This is a genomic window from Bradyrhizobium sp. cf659 (assembly GCF_900113725.1).
Lineage (GTDB): Bacteria > Pseudomonadota > Alphaproteobacteria > Rhizobiales > Xanthobacteraceae > Bradyrhizobium.
This window is the reverse complement of the sequence record NZ_FOQJ01000003.1, coordinates 136,532-157,873: the sequence shown is the minus strand read 5'-3', so window position 1 is coordinate 157,873 and position 21,342 is coordinate 136,532. Positions and strand designations below refer to the sequence as shown.

Sequence of the window (21,342 nt, the reverse complement as noted above, 5' to 3'; positions counted from 1 at the left end):
GCCGTCATTGCGAGTTTGGGTCAAGCTCGCACCACACTCTCGATCGTCATGCCCGGGCTTGTCCCGGGCATCCACGTTTTTGGAGCACGTCAAGAACGTGGATGGCCGGGACAAGCCCGGCCATGACGGCGTCACTGCCGTAGCCCGGATGAGCGAAGCGACATGCGGGTCAGCGCGCGCGGCATTCCCGGATGTCGCTTCGCTCATCCGGGCTACGCGCTGGATTGCTTCGTCGCAAGAGCTCCTCGCAATGACGAGATTGGGGCAGACGCTGTCCACACTCTCAAATGTCATCGCCCGGCTCGATGTTTAGCCCGGACAGATCACTGACGGGTGTTCGGAGACATAGCTGACACATCAACATTGGCTGGATTGGTCCGATTCGGGAGGCCGTCCATGCCCTGGGGTGAGGTGTCAGTAATGAATCAGCGCCACGAGTTCGTACGGCTGGCTTTGCAGGAAGGCGCCAATCGGCGCGAGCTCTGCCGGCGGTTCAACATCAGTGCTGACGTCGGCTATAAATGGCTGCGGCGCTGGCAGGCTGGCGATCGAGAGCTGGCCGACCGCTCCCGGTGCCCACATGCGATGCCCAAGCGCAGTGAGCCTGCGATCGAGACGCAGGTGCTGGCGGTGCGGGACAAGCATCCGGCCTGGGGAGCTCGCAAGATCGCCCACTGCCTGAAGCGGGACGGCCAGACGGTGCCCGTACCATCCACGGTGCACCGGATCCTGTGCCGGAACGGCCGGGTCACATCGAGCGAGAATGCGCCGCCCAACCCGGGACACCGCTTCGAGAAGGAAGCTCCCAATCTGCTTTGGCAGATGGACTTCAAGGGCCACCTGCCGCTTGCCAACGGGACGCGGTGCCATCCGCTGACAATCGTCGACGATCACTCGCGCTATGTCCTGTGCCTGAAGGCCTGCGCCGACGAGCAGCGTCTGACCGTGCAGGATCACCTGACGGCGACGTTCCGTTGCTATGGCCTGCCGGAGGCCTTCTACACCGATAACGGCTCACCTTGGGGCGATACGTCAGGCGTTCGTTGGACCGGACTGAAGGTATGGCTGCTCAAGCTTGGCGTCAGGGTCGTGCACGCCAGGCCATGCCACCCGCAGGCCCGCGGCAAGAACGAGCGCTTCCACCGCACCCTGAAGGCCGAGGTCTTCGCCATGCGTCGCTTCCGCACCCTTGCGGAAGTCCAGCATGCCTTCGATGCCTGGCGGCCGGTCTACAATCTCGAGCGGCCTCACCAGGGCCTCGATATGCACGTTCCCGCCGAGCGCTTCCGGCCGAGCGCCCGTGCCATGCCGGCCCGCGTCCCGAACGTCGAATACGACAGCGGCGAGGTCGTGCGCAGGGTCTCGTCGACAAGACCCTACATCTCCTTCAAGGGGCGCTTCTGGAAAGTTCCCCAAGCCTTCGCGCGCGAACGCCTCGCCATCCGACCTTTGGATCGTGATGGCCATTACGGCATCTTCTTCGCAAGCTGGCAGGTCGCATCAATCGACTTGACCTGCGGCCAACCTGTCAGTGATGTGTCCGAACAGGTGTCAGCCATGTCTCCGGACTAAACACTCGACCGGGCGATCCAGTATTCCGAGACGTCAATCGCATGCGGAGGAGCCGCGGCGTACTGGATCGCCCGCCTTCGCGGGCGATGACACCGAGTGTAACGCGACGCCGCGCCTCAATACCCCCGCGCCCGCGCCAGCTGCTCGGTGTGGTAATTCGCATCCCCGAACAATTCCTCGCACACCCGCGCGCGCTTCATGAAGAAGCCGATGTCGAACTGGTCGGTCATGCCCATGCCGCCATGCATCTGCACGCCTTCCTGTACCGCGCGTGTGGCGGTGGTGCCGGCGCGCGCCTTGGCCACTGCGACGCTTGATGCGGCCTTGGCAACGTCCGCATCCAGCGCCTGGAGCGCCTTCATCACCGCGGCGCGGGTGATCTCGATGTCGACATAGAGCTCGGCGGCGCGGTGCTGGAGCGCCTGGAATTCGCCGATCAGCTTGCCGAACTGCTTGCGGCTCTTCAGGTACTCGACGGTGCGGCCGAACACCTCGTCGCTCAGGCCCACCATTTCGGAGGCGACCGCGCCGCGGCCGATATCGAGCACGCCGTCGAGCAGGCCGGCGGCCTGATCGACCTCGCCGAGCACGCTGTCGGCGTTGACCTCGACATTGGCAAGCTCGATCCGCGCCGCGTTGTGCGCATCGACCATGATGGTGCGCTCGATCGCGACGCCCTTGGCTTTGGGGTTGACCAGGAACAGCGTCAGGCCGTCACGCTCGCCGGCCGAGCCCGCGGTGCGCGCGGCGACGATGAGGAGATCGGCGACGTGGCCGTCGACGACCAGTGCCTTGGCGCCGGAGAGCTTGAAGCCGTTGCCGGCGCGCACGGCCTGGAGGCTGGTCTGAAGCGGGCGATGCTTGGCGCCCTCGTCGATCGCGAGCGTCGCCAGCAGCGAGCCGTTCGAAATCTTCGGCAAGAACTCCGACTTCTGCGCGGCATTGCCGCCGCGGTTCAGCGCCGAGGCCGCGACCACGCTGGTGGCGAGGAAGGGCGAGGGCATCAAGGTGCGGCCGATCTCCTCCATCACGATCCCGGCCTCGACGAAGCCAAGACCAGAGCCGCCGAACTCTTCCGGCACCAGCAGGCCGGCAAAGCCCATCTCGGCGAAGGAATGCCAGAACTCCTTGGAGAAGCCGGTGGGATCCTTGCTATCGCGCAAGTGACGCAGATGCGACACCGGCGCCTTGTCGCTGATCAGCCCGCGCGCAGAGTCGCGGAGCATCGATTGTTCTTCGGTGAGGACGAGGGGCATGGTGTTGTTTCCGGTTCGAAATCCAGTCTTGGTTCGTCATTCCGGGATGGCCCGAAGGGCCAGGCCCGGAATCCATCAGGCCGCATCTACGCGGTGAAATGGATTCCGGGTTCGCGACTTCGTCGCGCCCCGGAATGACGGGTGGTGAGGGACGCCTCACGCCCCCGGCAGATCGAGGATGCGCTTGGCGACGATGCCGAGCATTACCTCCGTCGTGCCGCCTTCGATCGAGTTGGCCTTGGTGCGCAGCCAGGCGCGCGGACGGGCGCCCTGCTTGGAGCGCTCGCTCTCCCATTCCAGCGCATCGACGCCGCCGGCCGACATCAGGATCTCGTAGCGGCGCTTGTTGAGCTCGGTGCCGTAATATTTCATCGCGGAGGAGAACGCCGGATGCGCCTGCCCCGCCTTGGCGAGATCGACCGCGCGCTCGGCGCAGGCGGCGAGCGCGGCTTCGTCGACGTCGAAGCTGGCGATCCGGCCGCGCAGCATCGCATCGTCGAGGCGACCTTGCGCATCGGTGCCGACCGAGTCAGCCGCGATCTGGCCGAGCGGGCGGCCGACGCCGCGCTCACCCATGCCCGAGATCATCGCGCGCTCGTGCTGGAGCAGATATTTCGCGACGTCCCAGCCGCGGTTGACGGTGCCGACCACATGCGATTTCGGCACGCGGACGCCGTCGAAGAAGGTCTCGCAGAACGGCGAATAACCGGAGATCAGGAGGATCGGCTTGGTCGTCACGCCCTTCGAGGTCATGTCGAACAGGATGAAGCTGATGCCGTCGTGCTTCTTCGCCGCGGGATCGGTGCGGACGAGGCAGAAGATCCAGTCGGCGTAATTGGCGTAGGACGTCCAGATCTTCTGGCCGGTGATGACGAAATCGTCACCGTCGCTCTCGGCGCGGGTCTGGAGCGAAGCAAGGTCGGAGCCGGCGTTCGGCTCGGAATAGCCCTGGCACCAGCGGATCAGGCCCGCCGCAATGTTCGGCAGATGCTCCTGCTTCTGCGCGTCGTTGCCGTATTTGAGCAGCGCCGGCCCGAGCATCCAGATGCCGAAGCTCGACAGCGGCGGCCGCGCGCCGATTCTTCCCATCTCCGCGCGCAACACTTTGTGCTCGGCCGCGGTCAATCCGCCGCCGCCATATTCCTTCGGCCAATCCGGCACGGTCCAGCCCTTGTCGCGCATGCGCTCGAACCAGATGCGCTGCGGCTCGGACGAGAATTTTGCGTTGCGGCCGCCCCAGAACACGTCGGCGTCCGAGGCCGCGGGCTTGCGCATCTCCGGCGGACAATTGGCTTCCAGCCAGGCGCGCGTTTGCTTGCGGAATTCTTCGAGATCGGCGGTTTCAGAATCGCTCATGGTCGTTTCCATCAATCAAAATCGACTTGTTGCCACGGACTCTGGGCCATCGCCTCGTGGAATTCAACCACTTCCGCAGGCGCATTCGGCTATAGTCGCCGCCACGGCGGTGCTTGAAAACAAAGAGGAAAAGCGAATGCGCCTGAAACTCCTTTCGCCTGGCGAAATGAACGAGAGCCAGCGTCAGACCTATGACGAGTCGATCGCCGGCAAGCGCGGCAAGCCGCCGGCGCCGATGATGGCCTGGCTGAGCAGCCCGGAGATGGCCCGTCACGCCACGCGGCTCGGCGAGGTCCTGCGCTTCGACACGATATTCCCCGCCAAGCTTTCGGAGATCGCGATCCTGGTGACGGCGCGGCACTGGAGCGCGCATTACGAATGGTACGCGCATAAGCGGCTCGCGCTCGCCGGCGGCATGGACCCGAAAATCATCGACGCGATCCGCGACCGCCGCACGCCAGAGTTCGACGATCCCAAGGCTAGGGCGATCTACGACGTCGCGAAGTCGCTGCATGAGGGGCATGGCGTCGAGAAGGGCCTCTATGACGACGCGGTGAAGCTGCTCGGCGAGCGCGGCGTGGTCGAGGTGATCGGGCTGTGCGGCTACTACACGCTGGTGTCGATGACGCTGAACACGTTCGAGTTCGAGCTGCCCGAGGGCGAGGTGTCGGAGCTGGCTTAGTTTCCTATTCGGAAACGATGGGTTTCGGGATAGGCCCGTAGCGCTGTCCCAAAGCCCGGCTTATTTGGAGATCACCAACGGAGCATTCCCATGTCGCAGAACCAAGCCGTCGATGCCGGCACCCGGATCGGCCACGTCCACCTCAAGGTCGCCGACCTCGATCGCGCGCTCGGCTTCTATTGCGGCGTGCTCGGCTTCGAGCTGATGCAGCGCATGGGCCCCGGTGCGGCCTTCATCTCGGCCGGCGGCTATCATCACCACATCGGGCTCAACACCTGGGAAAGCAAGGGCGGCTCGCCGCCTCCGCCCGGCACGACCGGGCTCTTTCACACCGCGATCCTCTATCCGACGCGGCCGGCGCTGGCGGATGCGCTGCACCGGGTGCTCTCCGCCGGCATCGCGCTGGATGGGGCCAGCGACCACGGCGTCAGCGAGGCGCTTTACCTGCGCGATCCCGACCAGAACGGCGTCGAGCTGTATTGGGACCGGCCCAGGGAGCAATGGCCGTTCGGGCCGGATGGCAAGCTTGCGATGATTACGAAGCGGCTGGATGTGGAGGCGCTGCTGAAGCAGCGGGAGGGGTAGGCTCCGCTCTCTCCCCACGTCATTGCGAGCGCAGCGAAGCAATCCAGACTGTCACCGCGGAGGTAGTCTGGATTGCTTCGTCGCAAGGGCTCCTCGCAATGACGGAGTGTGTTGAGGCGCCGTCGCGCCTCTATGCCGTCTTCGCGTGGGGCCTCCCGCGCACCATGATCAGCGCGGCCGCCACCATCTCCAGCGCGATGCAGAGATAGAACGGCATCGCGTAGCCGCCGGAGAAATCGCGCAGGAAGCCGACGACGCCGGGACCGAACGCATAGGTCACCTGGTTGATCGCGGTGTTGAGGCTGATCAGCACGCCGAACGAGGCGGAATCGAACTCCTGCTGCACGATCAGCGAGGGCAGCGTGATGAGGTTGCCGACCGAGAAGCCGAACACCGCGCAGGCCGCGATCAGCACATAGTCGTTGTGCAGGTTGATGACGACGAGAAGCGCCGCCGCCTGGCTCAGGAACGACAGCGCCGAGGCAAGGCGCTGGTTGAGCCGGTCGATCACCGTCGAGAACAACACGCGGCCGACCACCGCCATTGCCGTCAGCACCGCAACCGCCACGGCGGCGCGCTCGCGGCCGATCACGGGATCGAGGAACGAGATCAGGTGCACGATGAAGCCGACCTGCGCGAACAACACCAGCGCAAACGCGATCGTCACCGTGAGGAAGCCGACGTCGCGCAGCGCGTGCGCGCGGATCTGCGCCGACGATTGCGGCATCGCCTTCGCCGCCGCGTGCCAGCCATGGAGGTCGGGCGGGCGGCCGACGGCGAGCAGGATCACCGGCACGAGCAGCACCAGCATGGCGCCTGATGTGGCGTACATCGCGCTGGCAAAGCCGACATGGCTGATCATGGTCACCAGCAGCGGCACGCCGACGATGCCGCCGAAGCTGGCACCGTTGAGCGCGAGGCTGATCGCCATGCCGCGCCTGTGGTCGAACCACAGGCTGATCGTGTTGGTGATCATGGCGAGACTGGTGCCGGCCCAGCCGAAGGCAAGCACGGCGTTGGCGAGATAAAGCTGCCAGGGCTCACGCACCGCGCCGATCGCGACCGCCGCGGCGGCCATCGCCAGCGTGCCCGCGATCAGGCAGAGGCGCGGGCCGTATGTCCTGACGGCCTCACCGACGAAGACGACGAGCAGTGCGCCGAACAGATAGAAGAACGTCGTGCCTGAGGAGATCAGCGAGGCCGGCCAGCCCCGCGCACGCTGGAGCTCGGCGACATAAACGCTCTGGCCGTAGAAGCCGAGCCCCCAGCCGAAGGTCGCGAGCAGGAAGCACACCGCGACGATGCGCCAACCTTCATAGCGGAGCGAGGATTCGTCGCGCGTGGCGTGTCGAGGGTTGTCGAGCATTGCCGCTTACTCCGTCATGCCCGGGCTCGTCCCGGGCATCCACGTTCTTTGATCCGCACTCAAGACGTGGATGACCGGGACAAGCCCGGCCATGACGACATCTAAATAGCCCTCACCGAAAATCACTTCGATCGTGATCGAAGTATCGAGACTGCTGACAGCCTCCCGCCATCAGACCGCATCCGGGAACTCGCCCATGGCGGCGTCCAGCCGCGCCTTGCGGCGGCGCGCCCAGGAGACCAGCGAGAGCACGGCAAGCCCCAGCACGACCGGCGGGAACACCACCATGTTCACCGCGGACCAGCCGTAATTGGCGAGCAACTGCCCTGACGAGAACGAGCCGATCGCCATCATCCCGAACACCAGGAAGTCGTTGAAGGCCTGCACCTTGTTGCGCTCCTGCGGCCGGTGCGTCTCCAGCACCAGAGCGGACGCGCCGATGAAGGAGAAATTCCAGCCGACACCGAGCACGATCAGCGTGGCCCAGAAGTGCATCGCGGTGAGGCCGGAGAGACCGATGGTGGCCGCGCAGGCCTCGAGCAGCAGGCCGGCGCCTACGATCTTCGGCGCGCCGAAGCGCGCGATCAGCGCCCCCGTGAAGAAGCTCGGGCCATACATGGCGACGATGTGCCATTGAATGCCGAAATTGGAATCGCTGACGCTGAGGCCGCAGAGCTTCATGGCGAGCGGCGCCGAGGTCATCACCAGATTCATCATGGGATAGGAGATGACGCCGCACAGCGCCGCCGCAACGAAGCGCGGCTGGGTCACGATCGTGAGCAGAGGCCGGCCGCCATGCAGATCGGCCGGCGCGGGCTTCGGCATGTCGACGCCGGCGACGATGCCCATGGCGATCAGCGCCACCGCGGCCTGCACCAGGAAGCTGAAGGCGAACAGATAGGGCTGCCAGACGTCCATGGTCCATTGCACGAGCTGCGGACCGAGCACGCCGGCGAACACGCCGCCGGCCATCACCCAGGACACAGCCTTGGGCCGGTAGCCCGCGCTGGCACCATCGGCGGCGGCGAAGCGATAGGACTGCGCCACCGCGCCATAGAGACCGCCGAGGAAGGTCGCAACACAAAACAGCGCGAACGAGCCGTGCAGGATGGCGAACGAGCCGAGCAGGCCGGTGAGCGCGCCCAACCCGGTGCCGATGACGAAGGCGGCGCGGCGTCCGAAGCGGCGCGAGATCGCGCCGGTCGGCAGCGTGCCGGCGGCAAGGCCCACCACATACATCGAGATCGGCACGGTCGCGAACGACATGTCGGGCGCGAGCGTGGCGCCGACGATCGCGCCGGTGGCGAAGATGACAGCCGAGTTGGCGCCGGTCAGCGCCTGCGCGGCAGCAAGGCGCACCACATTGGCACGCACGCGGGCGTCGGCGGCGATCTCATTGGCTGAAGTCACGTCTAGCATCGGCATTTCCGCCCCAAGGGGCCTTCAAGGAGCCTCGTTGATTCCCGGCACTATGGAGCGGCGCGGGAGGGCGGGCAACCGGCGCAAACGGGCGCAGGCCATGCCTCTGACGCAATCGGACGGATGATAGCGGAGCCTGCTCTTGACGGCTTGCGCTCGATCAAATCCTATCCGCCGCGATCTCCAGGAGTTTCACTCATGTCCGTCGACGACAGGCCCACGCTCAGCGCTCCCGACGACGATCCCTGGCTGTGGCTGGAGGAGATCGAAGGCCAGCAGGCGCTCGATTTCGTGGAGCGGCAGAACAGCCTGACGCTCGACGCGTTTGGCGGAGCGGTCTTCGCGCGCGATCGCGATATCCTCGCTGCGATCTACGACCGGAAGGACAACATCCCCTATGTCAGCCGGCGCGGCACCGACCTGCACAATCTCTGGAAGGACGCCACCAACCCGCGCGGCCTATGGCGGCGAACCACGCTGGCGGAGTTTCGAAAAGCGAGCCCGGCGTGGGAGACCATGCTGGATATCGACCAGCTCGCGGCAAAGGAGGGCGAGGACTGGCTGCTGAGCTCGATCGTCACGATGCCGGGAAGCTCGCGCGCGATTCTGAGCCTGTCGCGCGGCGGCAGCGACGCCGTCACCTTGCGGGAATTCGACCTCGAGACGAAGAGCTTCGTGGCGGACGGCTTCACGCTGCCGGAAGCCAAGGGCGGCGTTGACTGGCTCGATCAGGACACGCTGCTGCTGTCGAGCGCCCATGGCGAGGGCATGGCCACGAGCTCGGGCTATGCGCGGACGGTGCGGCTTTGGCGTCGCGGCCAATCGGTCGAACAAGCGGCGGTGCTCTTCGAGACCTCGGCGAACGATATGGCGGTGTACTGCCATGTCGACCACATGACGGCAAACCCAAGAAGAATATGGTTCGGTCGTCTGCTGGATTTCTTCAACCTCAGCGTCTCGATCGGAGACCGGACCGGCCCCGTCTCGAAGATAGAACTTCCCACCAACATAGAGCTGCAAGCGCATGGCGACTGGCTCGCGATCAAGCCGCGCGAGGATTGGTCCGTGGCCGGACAGATGCACAAGGCGGACACCGTGCTCGGCATCTCGCTCTCGGACTTTCTGGCAGGCCGCCGCGAATTCACGGTGCTGTTCGAGCCGGCGCCTCGCCGGGCCGTACAGGGCTTCTTCTGGGCAGCGGGAAAGCTGGTGCTGTCGATCCTCGACGAGCTCAAGCCGCAATTCGAGATCTGCACGCCGTCCGCCGCGGGCTGGAGCCGCGCCGCACTCGGCGGCCTTCCGCAGATCGGCGTCGTCGACATCTGGCCGCTCGACCGTCATCCCTCCGAGAGCAATGGCGACCTGCTCGCCAACGTGCAGGATCCGCTCACGCCGCCCTCGCTGCTGTTGATCGAACGCGGCGTCGCAAGCCCGACCGTGCTGAAGCAGGCGCCGAAGACGTTCACCGCCGACGGCCTCGTGGTGACCCAGCACGAGGCGATCTCGATCGACGGCGAGCGCATTCCCTATGTGCAGACCGGTCCCGCCAAAGAGACCGGCGATGCGCCGGTCTATATGAGCGCCTATGGCGGCTTCGCCCATGCGGTGAAGCCGTACTACAATTCGTCGCTCGGCAAGCTGTGGCTGGAGCGCGGCGGCACGACGGTGCAGGCGAATTTGCGCGGCGGCGGCGAATTCGGCACGCGCTGGCACGATGCCGGCCGGCTCGCCGGCAAGAAGCTGTCGCATGACGATTTCGCCGCGGTTGCCGCCGATCTCGTCCGCCGCGGCGTGACGACGGCGAAGCGCATCGCGGCACAGGGCGGCTCGAACGGCGGCATCCTCATCACCAACATGCTGGTGCGATACCCCGAACGCTTCGGCGCGCTGTTCTGCACCATCCCGCTGATCGACATGCGCCGCTACACCAAGCTGCTCGCGGGCGCGAGCTGGATCGCGGAATATGGCGATCCCGACAAGCCCGAGGAGTGGGAGTGGCTCAAGACCTACTCCGCCTATCACACCGCAAAACCCGGCCAGCTTTATCCGCCGATCCTGATCGCCACCACGCGGCGCGACGACCGCGTCCATCCCGGCCACGCCCGCAAGATGGCGGCGAAGCTCCAGGCGATGGGCTATGAGGCCTGGTTCTACGAGCCGGCGGCGGGCGGCCACGGCTACGGCAAGGACAACAAGGAGCGCGCCGGCTTCGAGGTGCTGGGCTTCCGGTTCTTGAAGGAGAAGATCGGCTGGCGGGACGGCGAGGCGTGACGCGTTTGAGGCGCCGAAGATCGTCATGGCCGGGCATAGCCGTCCGAAGGACGGCGGCGCTTCCGCTCGCCTATGTCCCGGCCATCCACGTCTAGCCCCGCGGTACGAAGAACGCGGATGCCCGGGCCTTCGCCGCGCCGAAGCGGCTTCGGCCGCGCAGGCGGGACAAGCCCGGGCATGACGACCTTCTAGCGCGCAAACACCAGCGTGAGATTGTTCGCCGGCATCTCGATCGTATCGATCAGACCAAGGCCTGCGCCTTTCGCCAGCGTCTCGACATCGCCGATGTCGCGCACGCCCCAGTCGGGATTGCCTTCGCGCAACGACGTGTCGAACACCGCGTTGCTGAGCGCGGTGTGCTTGCCGTCGCGCTTGAACGGGCCGTACAGGAACAGCTTGCCGTCCGCGCGCAGATAGCGGCCGGCGCCGGCGAACAGGCCTTCGGCCACGGTCCACGGCGCGATGTGGATGACATTGGCGCAGAACACGGCCGCGAGGTCGGTCGGCCCCTGCCCGCTTCGCATCTCCGGACACCAGCCGGGATCGGAGAGGTCGATCCGCAACGGCGAGCGGATGTTTGGCAGGCCCGAATGGACGCGCCAGGCCTCGATGCTCTTCACGTGCCGCTGGTTGAGGTCGCTCGGCCACCAGACGAGATCGGGCGTATGGCGGGCGAAATGGACCACGTGCTGGCCGGTTCCGCTGCCGACCTCGACCACGTTTCCGGAACACCCGGCAAGATGCTTTTCCAGGGCCGCCCAGAGCGCCTCGTGATTGCGATGGAATGCCGGCGCATCGAGCCGCCCGTCGGGCTCGACCCGTCCGCCGTCCTTGCCAAATTCGACGACATATTCAGCCAAGTGAGGTCCCCTTGAAAAAACGAGAACACGATGAAAACGGATGAGCGCCCAAACGCCCTCGAACCAGCCGGCCGCACCCACGAGCCAATCGGCCGAACAAATAATCTCATTAGTTGCAATGCGGAAGATATTAACTCCATTTTGCCGCGTGCATAGTCTTGATTGTCAGGCGATGCCCTTTGTGCTTTGGAACGCTTCTGTTTCCGCGATCGAAACCATAGACATAACGCCTCGGAATGACGCCTTGACCGCCTTTTCCCGGACGCCTGCCCTGTTCTTCCTGCTGGCCTTCGCCGCCGGCCTCGCCAGCCCGGCGCAGGCGCAATCCGCCGTGGCAGAGGGCCGGAGGCTCGCCTTCGACCGCGGCAAGGGCAATTGTCTGACCTGCCACGTCATCAAGGGCGGCGACCTGCCGGGAACGATCGGCCCGGAGCTGAAGGACCTCAAGGCGAGATTCCCCGATCGCAACGAGCTGGTCGCGATCATCTTCGACGAGACCAAGCGCAATCCGCAGACCATGATGCCGCCGTTCGGCCGGAACCGGATTTTGACCGACCAGGAGATCAGCGCGATCGTTGATTTCCTGCAAACCCTGTGACTTCCGGCACGCCAGGAGAGCTTAGATGACCACGACCACCGGCCCTCATCCGACGCGGCGCCTGATCCTTCAGGGCGCAGGCTCCGTCGCGCTGCTCGGCCTCGGCAACCTGCCGTTCGGCGCCACGTCCGCAGTCGCGGCGGCCAACGACAAATATCCGGAAGAGGCGTTCAAGCTGAAGAACGAGGCGGACGCGATCAAGGCGCTCTACGGCAAGACCGCCGAGCCTTCCGACAAGGTCAAGCTGGATGCGCCGGAGATCGCCGAGAATGGCGGCGTCGTGCCGATCTCGGTGACGACGACGCTCGACAAGGTCACGTCGATCTCGTTCTTCGTGGCCGAGAACCCGAACGCGCTGGCAGCGTCATACAGGATTCCCGATGGCACGCTGCCGAGCGTCGCCAATCGCCTGAAGATGGCCAAGACCACCAACGTGACTGCGATCGTGGAAGCCGACGGCAAGCTCTACAGCGCGACCAAGGAAGTGAAAGTCACTGTCGGCGGCTGCGGCGGCTAGGAGAAATCGAAATGGCATCCAGCATTCGCGTACGCGCCACCACCAACGGCGACATCACCGAGGTGCAGGCGCTGATCCAGCACCCCATGGACACCGGCCTGGTCAAGGATTCCAAGGGCGAACTGATCCCGGCGCACTTCATCCAGCAGCTGAGGTTCGAATATAACGGCAAGGACGTCTTCGTCGCCGATTGGGGCACCGCGGTCTCGAAGGACCCCTATGTGAAGTTCAGCTTCAAGGGCGCCAAGAAGGGCGACGACCTCAAGATCTCCTGGACCGACAACAAGGGTGGGTCGGATACGACCACCGCGAAGATCGCGTGATGAAGACCCGCTCCGCCCTCCTGCTTGGCTCGTTGAGCGCCGCGCTTGTCGCGTTCGCCCTCACCTCTCCACGCGTGGTCGCGGCCGACAAGGTCGATCCCGTTGCCGATGCGAAAGCGTTCCAGAACTTCTTCTTCCAGAAATTTCCCGATGTGAAGCACGAGGATTTCGTCAACGGTCCTTATTCCATGAACGAGGACATGAAGCGGCAATGGCAGGAGAAGGAGGAATTCCCGCCTTACGAGTTCGCGCTCGACGCCGGCAAGGAAATGTTCGCCACCCCGTTCAAGAACGGCAAGACCTATGCCGACTGCTTTCCGAATGGCGGCATCGGCATTCGCCAGAACTATCCTTACTTCGACACGAAGGAAGGCAAGGTCGTCACGCTGGAGCTCGCGCTCAACCGCTGCCGCGAGGCCAATGGCGAAGCGCCCTATTCCTACGTCAAGGACGAGATGGCCTCGCTGACCGCCTATATGGCCTTCACCTCGCGCGGCAAGCCGATGGACATCAAGATCCCCGACGATCCCCGCGCGCTCGCCGCGTTCGAGAACGGCAAGCGCTATTTCTACACCAGGCGCGGCCAGATGAATTTCTCCTGCGCGAGCTGCCACGTGCAGAGCCCGGGCGAACGCATCCGTGCCGAGATCCTGGCGCCGGCGCTCGGCATTTTGAACGCGATGCCGATCTACCGCTCCGAATGGAGCGGCATGGGCACGACCAGCCGCCGCTTCGTCACCTGCAACAGCCAGACCCGGGCGGTTCCGCTGGAGCCGCAGGCGGATGAATATCGCGACGTCGAATATTTCCTCTCCTACGTCGCCAATGGCCTGCCGATATCGGGACCGGGAGCGCGGCCATGAAGCGGTCATTTCCTCTCGCCATGCTGCTCGCTCTTAGCCTCGCGCCAGCCGCGCGGGCGGCAAATGAGGCGGATTACAAGGCGGCCTATGCCGCCGCCGAAGCCGCCTCCAAGGAGGCAGCCGGCATGCGCAATCAGTGGACCGTGACCGTCTCGACGCTGGCGGCGGCGAAGAAGGCGGCCGATGGCGGCGATTTCGACCGCGCCATGGCCGCGGCCAAGGAGGCCGAGGCGCTGGCGAAGGCGTCGATCTTCCAGGCCACGTCCGAAAAAGACGCCTGGAAGGCGATGGAAATCCGCTAGACTGGACCTCAGATGAACTGCCGATGAGGCGCGAAGGATTCTGGATGGCGATCCGCCGCCGTGATTTCCTGAAGAGTGCAGGCGTTGCCGCAGCATCGCTCAGCCTGCCGCGGCTTGCGCGCGGCACTGAAGCGGCGAGCATCTACGACATCGAGCGTTTCGGCCGTGCGCGGATCCTGCACATCACCGATACGCACGCGCAGCTCAACCCGGTGTATTTCCGCGAGCCGAGCGTCAATATCGGCATCGGGGAGATGGCGGGGCGACCACCGCATCTGGTCGGGCGGGCCTTCCTGGAGCGCTTCAACATCCGGCCCGACAGCGCCGATGCCTATGCCTTCACCTGCTTCGAGTTCGAGAAATCCGCGGGCCGCTTCGGCAAGCTCGGCGGCTTTGCCCATCTGAAGACGCTCGTCGACCGCTTGCGCGGCGACGTCGGCGAAAGCCACTCGCTGCTCGTCGATGGCGGCGACCTCTGGCAGGGCACGGGGCTTGCCAACGTCATGCAGGGCCGCGACATGGTCGAGGTCGCCAATCTGCTCGGCATCGAGGCGATGACCGGGCATTGGGAATTCACCTATGGCGAGCAGGCGCTGCGCGACAATCTCGAGCGCTTCAAGGGCGATTTCCTGGCGCAGAACGTATTCCTGACCGAGGAAGCCGCGTTCAACGATGCCCGCGCCTTCGACAAGGCAACAGGGCGCGTCTTCAAGCCCTCCGTGATCAAGGAGCTCGGCGGTTATCGCGTCGCGATCGTCGGCCAGGCCTTCCCTTACGTGCCGATCGCGCATCCAAAACGGTTCACGCCGGACTGGACCTTTGGCATCCGCGAGGAAGAACTTCAGAAGCATGTCGATGCCTTGCGCAACGCCGAGAAGGTCGATGCCGTCATCCTGCTGTCGCACAACGGCATGGACGTTGACCTCAAGCTCGCAAGCCGCGTCACCGGCATCGACGTCATCCTCGGCGGCCACACCCACGACGCCGTGCCGCAGCCGATTCCCGTGAAGAACGCCAGCGGCACGACGCTCGTCACCAATGCCGGCTCCAACGGGAAATTCCTGGGCGTGCTCGATCTCGCGCTCGACAAGGGCAAGGTCAGCGACGTCAAATATCATCTGCTGCCGGTCTATTCCGAGCTGCTGAAGCCCGATCCTGCGATGGCGGAGCTGATCGGCCGGGTTCGTGCGCCGCACGTCGCCGACTGGTCGGAGAAGATCGCAACGCCCGACCGGCTGCTCTATCGCCGTGGCAATTTCTCCGGACCCGTCGATGAGCTGATCTGCTCGGCGCTGCGCACCGAGCTCGATGCCGAGATCGCATTGTCGCCGGGCTTCCGCTGGGGCGTCACCGCGCTGTCCGGCCAGGCGCTGACCATGGAGGATGTGCTCGCGGAAACCGCGATCAGCTATCCCGAGACCTATGTGCAGGAGATGACCGGCGCGCAGATCAAGGACGTGCTCGAAGACATCTGCGACAATCTCTTCAACGCCGATCCCTACTACCAGCAGGGCGGCGACATGGTGCGCGCCGGCGGCCTCAGCTACACCTGCACGCCGGCGGGCGCGATCGGCGGCCGCATCTCGGAGCTGAAGCTCAACGACGGCAAGGCGATCAGCGCCAGCCACCGCTACAAGGTCGCGGGCTGGGCCTCGGTCAACGGCCAGCAGGGCGCGCCGGTGTGGGACGTGGTGGCCAGATATCTGCGCTCGGGCCGGATGCTTCAGGAGCGGCTCGGCTCCGGCGTCACGCTGAAGGGCGTCGAGGACAATCCGGGGATTGCAGGACAGGGATGACGCGCTTGCAAATGCTTCGCGCGCTGCTGCTGGCGCTGCTCGCCTGGACCGCGATGCCACCGGCGTCTGCACAGCAGGTGCCGCTCCAGGACAAGCCGTTCGCCGAGCACAAGATCGTGCTCCAGCTCTCCGACGGCGATGCCAGGAAGCAGGCGCTGGTGCTGAGCGTCGCCAACAATCTGCTGAAGGCCTACGACCCCGACAAGGTCGCGATCGAGGTGGTGGCGTTCGGCCCCGGCATCGATCTGCTGCTGCCGGGCAGCGAACGCCGCAAGCAGGTCGAGAGCCTGATCGCGCAAGGCGTGCGCTTCGACATCTGCCTCAACACCGTCGACACGATCGAGCGGGAGACGGGCAAGCGGCCCGAATTCATCCCCGCCGCCACCCCGGTGCAGGTCGGGGTCGGGCAGATCCTGTTCCTGGCGGAGAATGGGTACACGGTGGTGCGGCCGTAAGGCGCTCGCAACACCCTCCCCATTGTCCCGGACAAGCGAGACAACGAAACCTGAGTTCGCGGCACGCTCGCCGTCATTCCCCGCGCAGGCGGGGAATCCAGTACGCCGCGGCTTCTCCGTACCCCTCGCCGTCTCGGAGTACTGGATCGCCCGCCTTCGCGGGCGATGACAGGGGTATGTGGCGGGGCAGCCGAGGCCCACTACCCCGCAATACGAATCTTCTAAATTTTCTCATACTCACAGTGGATTACTTCTCTTTTAGACCCGAACCGTAGTAGAATTTGCAATCAGCTCCACGCCGGGGTCTTGCCATGATCTTCCGCCAGCTCTTCGACAGTGTTTCGGGCACCTACAGTTACGTCCTTGCCAGCCGCCCCGGCGGCGAGGCGCTGATCCTCGATCCCGTGCTGGAGAAGGTCGATCGTTACTGCCAGTTGCTGCGCGAGCTCGACCTCAAGCTGGTCAAGGCGGTCGACACCCACCTTCATGCCGACCACGTCACCGGGCTCGGCGAGCTGCGCGACCGCACCCATTGCATGACCGTGATGGGCGACCAGACCAAGGCCGACGTGGTGGCGATGCGGGTCGCCGACGGCGACAAGGTGACGATCGAGGGCCTGTCGCTCGACGTGATGTACACGCCCGGCCACACCGACGATTCCTATTCCTACCTGATGGGCGACCGCGTCTTCACCGGCGACACGCTGCTGATCCGCGGCACCGGCCGCACCGATTTCCAGAACGGCTCCTCGCGCGCGCAGTACGATTCGATCTTCAACCGCCTGCTCAAGCTGCCGGACGAGACGATGGTGTTCCCGGCGCATGACTACAAGGGCGACACCGTCTCCACCATCGGCGAGGAGAAGCGCTACAATCCGCGGCTCCAGGTGCGCTCGGTCGACGAGTATATCGAGCTGATGGCGAACCTGAAGCTGCCCAATCCGAAGATGATGGACGTGGCGGTGCCCGCCAACATGCGCGTCGGCCTGCATCAGGAGGAGCTGGAGAAGGAGGGCCGCGCGCTGAGCGCCAGCGAGGCGATCCGCGTCCTCGGCCGGCCCGACATCCTGCTGGTCGATCTGCGCGAGACCAACGAGCGCGCCAAACACGGCATGCTCGAAGGCGCGCTGCACACGCCCTATCCGTCCGTCGAGGAGAGCCTGAAGCCCGGCGGCATGCTGCGCGAGGTCGCGGCCGCCACCGGCCGCCGCGTCGTGTTCTTCTGCGCCTTCGGCGAACGCTCGGCGATGGCCGTCGCGGCTGCGAAGGACGCAGGCCTCGCCAATACCGCCCATATCGCCGGCGGCATCGATGCCTGGAAGAAGGCGGGCGGACCGGTGGTGCACTGACGGCCCGGCGCGCCATTCTTGAGATAAGTCAGGCGCCACCTACATATTGCGACTAGGATCGGATGCAGCATCACCATCCGGGAACAGCCATGGCCAAGACCGCCAACACGACCGCCAAGCCGAGCGAGCCGCCCAAGACTGCCAGCGAGAAGCTGGCGGACGACAAGGCGAAGAAGCCGCCACCGCGCGATCCCGACGACGACGATTACGAAGACGGCGACATCGCAACACCGAAGCGTGACCGGTACGGTCCCGATGACGAGCCGTTGTGAGGGGCTCAGCTCTGACCACGCTCTCAACTGTCGTCCTGGCGAAAGCCAGGACCCATACCGCGTGATCTCTCGATTGTGACCGGTCGCAGTACCGGACGACGATCCTCCGCCAAACCCCTCCCCGGGGTAATGGGTCCTGGCTTTCGCCAGGACGACGATGTGGGGGCACTGCGCCCGCCTTTATCGTGAGGCCTCTCACCACCCCGCACTACCTGCCATGCGCCTGCGTTCATGGACAAATAACGGCTGTCCCCGATAGTTTGCGCTCCCCCAGGGAGTGAAACCACCGCAATGGTCGACGTTCTCGCCGCACCGCAGCAAGGCAAGGCGGACAGTGCGCTGCGCACGCTGACGGGAATCTCGATCGCGCATTGGGTCAGCCATTTCCATCTGCTGGTCCTGCCGATGCTGTTCCCGTTCCTGAAGGACCGGCTCGGCGTCGGCTATGTCGAGCTCGGCTTTGCGCTGACCACCCTTGCCGTCGTATCGGGCCTGACGCAGGCGCCGACCGGCTATCTCGTCGACCATTTTGGCGCGCGCAGGATCTTGCTGATCGGACTCACGCTCGGCGGCCTCGCGCTGATCCTGCTCGGCCTGCATTTGAGCTACGCCTCGCTGATCGCCTGCGCCGTGCTGCTCGGGCTCGCCAACAGCGTCTATCACCCCGCCGACTACGCGATCCTGGCCGAGCACATGGACGAAGCGCGGATGGGCCGCGCCTTCTCGATCCACACCTTTGCCGGCTATCTCGGCGGCGCCGTGACGCCGGCGATCGTCGCCGCGCTGGTGACCGTATCCGGTGGCGTCGGCGCATTGATCGCGTCGGGCGCGATCGCCATTCTGGTGGCGCTGCTGCTGGTCGCCATGGGCATCCCCGAGGCCGGCGCACACAAGAAAAAGCCGGGCAACGAAAACGCGCCGAAGCAGGCCGTGATCACGCCGGCGCTGGTCACGCTGACCGCGCTGTTCATGCTGCTCAGCCTGTCGGTCGCCGGCATCAACAATTTCGGCGTGGTGGCGCTGATGAGCGGCTACGGCGCCTCTTATTCGATCGCCAACGTCGCACTGACCGCGTTCCTCGCGGCCAGCGCCGCGGGCGTGCTCGCAGGCGGCTTCCTCGCCGACCATACCGAGCGTCACGGCTATGTCGCCGCCGCCTGCTTTGCCGCGAACGCGGCGATCGTGCTCCTGATCGCACTGGTGACGCTGCCCGGCTGGGCTTTGACCGCGACGATGACGGCGGCGGGCTTTCTCTCCGGCGTGATCGCGCCCTCGCGGGACATGCTGGTGCGCAATGCGGCTCCTGCCGGCGCGGCCGGCCGCGCCTTCGGCATCGTCTCCACCGGCTTCAATCTTGGCGGCATCGTCAGCCCGCTGCTGTTCGGCTGGATCATGGACCAGAGCGCGCCGCACTGGGTGTTCGGCGCCTCCGTGATCTTCATGGTGGCGACCGTGGTGCTGTCGCCGTTCACGGAGCGGAAGCCTGCCAAGGCGTAGCTACAAATTCAGTCGTCGTCCCTGCGAACGCAGGGACCCATAACCACAGGGAGCGGTTGACGCGCGAAGTTGGTAACTCCGAGTCTTCGCAAAACTGCTCCCTGTGTTTATGGGTCCCGGATCTGCGCTTCGCTTGTCCGGGACGACGGCCGAGAGAACTGCGCGCAACAAAAACAAAACGGGAAGAAACCTCATGACCAATCCTGATCTCGTGATCCGCGGCGGCACGGTCGCGGATGGCAACGGCGGTGAGCTGTTCGAGGCCGATGTCGCCATCACCGGCGGCAGGATCAGCGAGGTCGGGAAGGTCTCCGGCACAGGCAAAGAAGAAATCGACGCGCGCGGCAAGCTGGTGACGCCGGGCTTCGTCGACGTCCACACCCATTATGACGGGCAGGTCACCTGGAGCCAGGACATCACGCCGTCGTCCCAGAACGGCGTCACCACCGCGATCATGGGCAATTGCGGCGTCGGCTTTGCGCCGTGCAAGCCTGCCGACCACACCCGCCTGATCCAGCTGATGGAAGGCGTCGAGGACATTCCCGAGCCGGTGCTGAGCGCCGGCATTCCCTGGGCCTGGGAGAGCTTTCCCGACTACATGAACTGGCTGTCCAGGCGCGATTTCGACATCGATGTCGGCGCGCAATTGCCGCATGCGGCGCTGCGCGTCTATGTGATGGGCGAGCGCGGCGCGCGCCGCGATCCCTCAACCGCGGAGGACAATGCGGCGATGGCCAAGCTCGCGGGCGAGGCGGTGCGCTCCGGCGCGCTCGGCTTCTCGACCTCGCGCACGCTCAACCACCGCACCTCGACCGGCGACTTCACGCCGACCCTGAAGGCCGGCGAGGACGAGCTCACCGCGATCGCAGGCGCGATGCATGCTGAGGGCCGCAGCGTGCTGCAATTCGTGCTCGACCTTTCCACCATCCACGAAGACCTGCCGATGATGCTGCGGGTGGCTGATGCCACGAAGTGCCCGATCTCGTTCTCGATCACGCAGAACGACAAGGCGCCGCAGCGCTGGCGCCAGACGCTGGACGAGATCAATGCCGCGGCCAAGCGCGGCCTCTCCATCACCGCGCAGATCGCGGCGCGCCCGGTCGGCCTGCTGCTCGGCCTCGAGCTGTCGCGCAATCCGTTCCAGACCCATCCGAGCTACGGACGAATCGCGCATCTGCCGCTGAAGGAGCGGCTGGCGCGGCTGCATCAGAGCGAGGTCCGCCAGGCGATCCTGAGCGAGACGGCGACCGCGACCGACGATCCGCTGTTCTTCCGGCCCAACTACGACAAGATGTTCCTGCTCGGCGATCCCCCCGATTACGAGCAGCCGCCGGAGAACGCGCTCGGCCCGCAGGCGCGCAAGCAGGGACGGCGGCCCGAGGAGCTCGCCTACGACGCGATGCTGTCGGACGAAGGCCGCGGCATGCTCTACGTGCCGTTCCTCAACTATGCCGACGGCAATCTCGATGCGACGCGCGAGATGCTGATCGATCCGCAATCGGTGCCGGGCCTGTCCGACGGCGGCGCGCATTGCGGCATCATCTGCGATGCGAGCTTCCCGACCTATCTGCTGACGCACTGGACGCGCGACCGCAAGCGCGGCGAGAAGCTGACGATCCCGTTCGTGGTCGCGGCGCAGTCGCGCAAGACCGCGCTCTCGGTCGGCCTCACCGATCGCGGATTGATCGCGCCCGGATATAAAGCTGATATCAACGTGATCGACTATGACCGCCTGCATCTGCATCCACCGAAGGTGCATTACGATCTGCCGGTCGGCGGGCGGCGACTGTTGCAGGACGTCGACGGCTATGAGGCGACCATCGTGTCGGGCGTGGTGACGCGGCGGCACGGCGAGGCGACGGGGCGCCGGCCGGGGAAGCTGATCCGGGGCGCGCAGGGGGTGGTGTAGTAGCGCAGACTGCGTGTGAGACGCGAAGCCGGCGCCTCACTCTCACTGTCGTCCCGGCCTAGTTGCGCAATTGCGCACGGGGGCCGGGACCCAT

Annotated in this window: 20 protein-coding genes; 15 read left to right on the top strand and 5 right to left on the bottom strand. The window is 65.4% G+C overall.

What is annotated here, in order from left to right:
• The first annotated feature begins 396 nt into the window (after positions 1–396).
• The gene (locus BM118_RS14765; RefSeq protein ID WP_092186298.1) at positions 397–1,572 is read left to right on the top strand and encodes an IS481 family transposase; all 1,176 of its coding nucleotides are present in this window, start codon (positions 397–399) and stop codon (positions 1,570–1,572) included.
• Between the two features lie 116 nt (positions 1,573–1,688).
• On the opposite strand, the gene BM118_RS14760 is transcribed toward BM118_RS14765, so the two are convergent.
• Together BM118_RS14760 and BM118_RS14755 are read right to left on the bottom strand one after the other, a co-directional pair.
• Positions 1,689–2,828, bottom strand: a complete 1,140-nt coding sequence (locus tag BM118_RS14760) for an acyl-CoA dehydrogenase family protein (protein WP_092186297.1) — start codon at positions 2,826–2,828, stop codon at positions 1,689–1,691.
• A 156-nt stretch (positions 2,829–2,984) separates the two neighbouring features.
• Positions 2,985–4,184 carry an acyl-CoA dehydrogenase family protein gene (locus BM118_RS14755; protein WP_177234330.1) on the bottom strand — a complete coding sequence of 400 codons (1,200 nt, stop codon included), beginning with the start codon at positions 4,182–4,184 and terminating at the stop codon, positions 2,985–2,987.
• A 136-nt stretch (positions 4,185–4,320) separates the two neighbouring features.
• Here BM118_RS14755 and BM118_RS14750 point away from each other — a divergent pair, with 136 nt between their 5' ends.
• Positions 4,321–4,866 carry a carboxymuconolactone decarboxylase family protein gene (locus BM118_RS14750; protein ID WP_092186295.1) on the top strand — a complete coding sequence of 182 codons (546 nt, stop codon included), beginning with the start codon at positions 4,321–4,323 and terminating at the stop codon, positions 4,864–4,866.
• Positions 4,867–4,956: 90 nt separating this feature from the next.
• A complete protein-coding gene (locus BM118_RS14745; RefSeq protein WP_092186294.1) occupies positions 4,957–5,451 on the top strand; it encodes a VOC family protein in 495 nt (164 codons plus the stop codon).
• Positions 5,452–5,581: 130 nt separating this feature from the next.
• Here BM118_RS14745 and BM118_RS14740 read toward each other — a convergent pair whose 3' ends face one another.
• Positions 5,582–6,817: an MFS transporter gene (locus BM118_RS14740; protein WP_092186293.1), complete on the bottom strand. Its 1,236-nt coding sequence runs from the start codon at positions 6,815–6,817 to the stop codon at positions 5,582–5,584.
• A gap of 171 nt (positions 6,818–6,988) precedes the next feature.
• Positions 6,989–8,236 (bottom strand): MFS transporter, encoded by a 1,248-nt coding sequence (locus tag BM118_RS14735; RefSeq protein ID WP_177234329.1) that lies wholly within the window; start codon positions 8,234–8,236, stop codon positions 6,989–6,991.
• Between the two features lie 198 nt (positions 8,237–8,434).
• Between BM118_RS14735 and BM118_RS14730 the strand changes: the two genes are divergently transcribed.
• Positions 8,435–10,507 carry a prolyl oligopeptidase family serine peptidase gene (locus BM118_RS14730; protein WP_177234328.1) on the top strand — a complete coding sequence of 691 codons (2,073 nt, stop codon included), beginning with the start codon at positions 8,435–8,437 and terminating at the stop codon, positions 10,505–10,507.
• A 188-nt stretch (positions 10,508–10,695) separates the two neighbouring features.
• Here the strand turns inward: BM118_RS14730 and BM118_RS14725 are convergent, their stop codons facing one another.
• A complete protein-coding gene (locus BM118_RS14725) occupies positions 10,696–11,367 on the bottom strand; it encodes a DUF938 domain-containing protein (protein ID WP_092186290.1) in 672 nt (223 codons plus the stop codon).
• 244 nt (positions 11,368–11,611) lie between these two features.
• On the opposite strand from BM118_RS14725, the gene soxX reads away from it, so the two are divergent.
• From soxX to BM118_RS14670, 11 genes are all read left to right on the top strand, one after another.
• Positions 11,612–11,965, top strand: a complete 354-nt coding sequence (gene soxX / locus BM118_RS14720; RefSeq protein WP_092186289.1) for a sulfur oxidation c-type cytochrome SoxX — start codon at positions 11,612–11,614, stop codon at positions 11,963–11,965.
• 25 nt (positions 11,966–11,990) lie between these two features.
• Positions 11,991–12,482, top strand: a complete 492-nt coding sequence (soxY, locus tag BM118_RS14715) for a thiosulfate oxidation carrier protein SoxY (protein ID WP_092186288.1) — start codon at positions 11,991–11,993, stop codon at positions 12,480–12,482.
• An 11-nt stretch (positions 12,483–12,493) separates the two neighbouring features.
• Positions 12,494–12,805 carry a thiosulfate oxidation carrier complex protein SoxZ gene (gene soxZ / locus BM118_RS14710; protein ID WP_092186287.1) on the top strand — a complete coding sequence of 104 codons (312 nt, stop codon included), beginning with the start codon at positions 12,494–12,496 and terminating at the stop codon, positions 12,803–12,805.
• Positions 12,805–13,668 (top strand): sulfur oxidation c-type cytochrome SoxA, encoded by an 864-nt coding sequence (gene soxA, locus BM118_RS14705; RefSeq protein WP_177234327.1) that lies wholly within the window; start codon positions 12,805–12,807, stop codon positions 13,666–13,668. Before soxZ ends, soxA begins: the two co-directional genes overlap by 1 nt.
• Positions 13,665–13,970, top strand: a complete 306-nt coding sequence (locus BM118_RS14700; RefSeq protein ID WP_092186285.1) for a hypothetical protein — start codon at positions 13,665–13,667, stop codon at positions 13,968–13,970. Before soxA ends, BM118_RS14700 begins: the two co-directional genes overlap by 4 nt.
• 44 nt (positions 13,971–14,014) lie before the next feature.
• On the top strand, positions 14,015–15,766 hold the full coding sequence (gene soxB, locus BM118_RS14695; protein WP_177234432.1) for a thiosulfohydrolase SoxB: 1,752 nt from the start codon (positions 14,015–14,017) through the stop codon (positions 15,764–15,766).
• The gene (locus BM118_RS14690; protein WP_092186283.1) at positions 15,763–16,221 is read left to right on the top strand and encodes a DsrE family protein; all 459 of its coding nucleotides are present in this window, start codon (positions 15,763–15,765) and stop codon (positions 16,219–16,221) included. The genes soxB and BM118_RS14690 overlap by 4 nt, the downstream gene beginning before the upstream one ends.
• 311 nt (positions 16,222–16,532) lie before the next feature.
• Positions 16,533–17,570: an MBL fold metallo-hydrolase gene (locus tag BM118_RS14685; RefSeq protein WP_092186282.1), complete on the top strand. Its 1,038-nt coding sequence runs from the start codon at positions 16,533–16,535 to the stop codon at positions 17,568–17,570.
• Between the two features lie 89 nt (positions 17,571–17,659).
• On the top strand, positions 17,660–17,842 hold the full coding sequence (locus BM118_RS14680; protein WP_177234326.1) for a hypothetical protein: 183 nt from the start codon (positions 17,660–17,662) through the stop codon (positions 17,840–17,842).
• Positions 17,843–18,133: 291 nt separating this feature from the next.
• Positions 18,134–19,339 (top strand): MFS transporter, encoded by a 1,206-nt coding sequence (locus tag BM118_RS14675; RefSeq protein ID WP_092186280.1) that lies wholly within the window; start codon positions 18,134–18,136, stop codon positions 19,337–19,339.
• A 193-nt stretch (positions 19,340–19,532) separates the two neighbouring features.
• The gene (locus BM118_RS14670; protein WP_092186279.1) at positions 19,533–21,248 is read left to right on the top strand and encodes an N-acyl-D-amino-acid deacylase family protein; all 1,716 of its coding nucleotides are present in this window, start codon (positions 19,533–19,535) and stop codon (positions 21,246–21,248) included.
• The last annotated feature ends 94 nt before the right edge of the window (positions 21,249–21,342 follow it).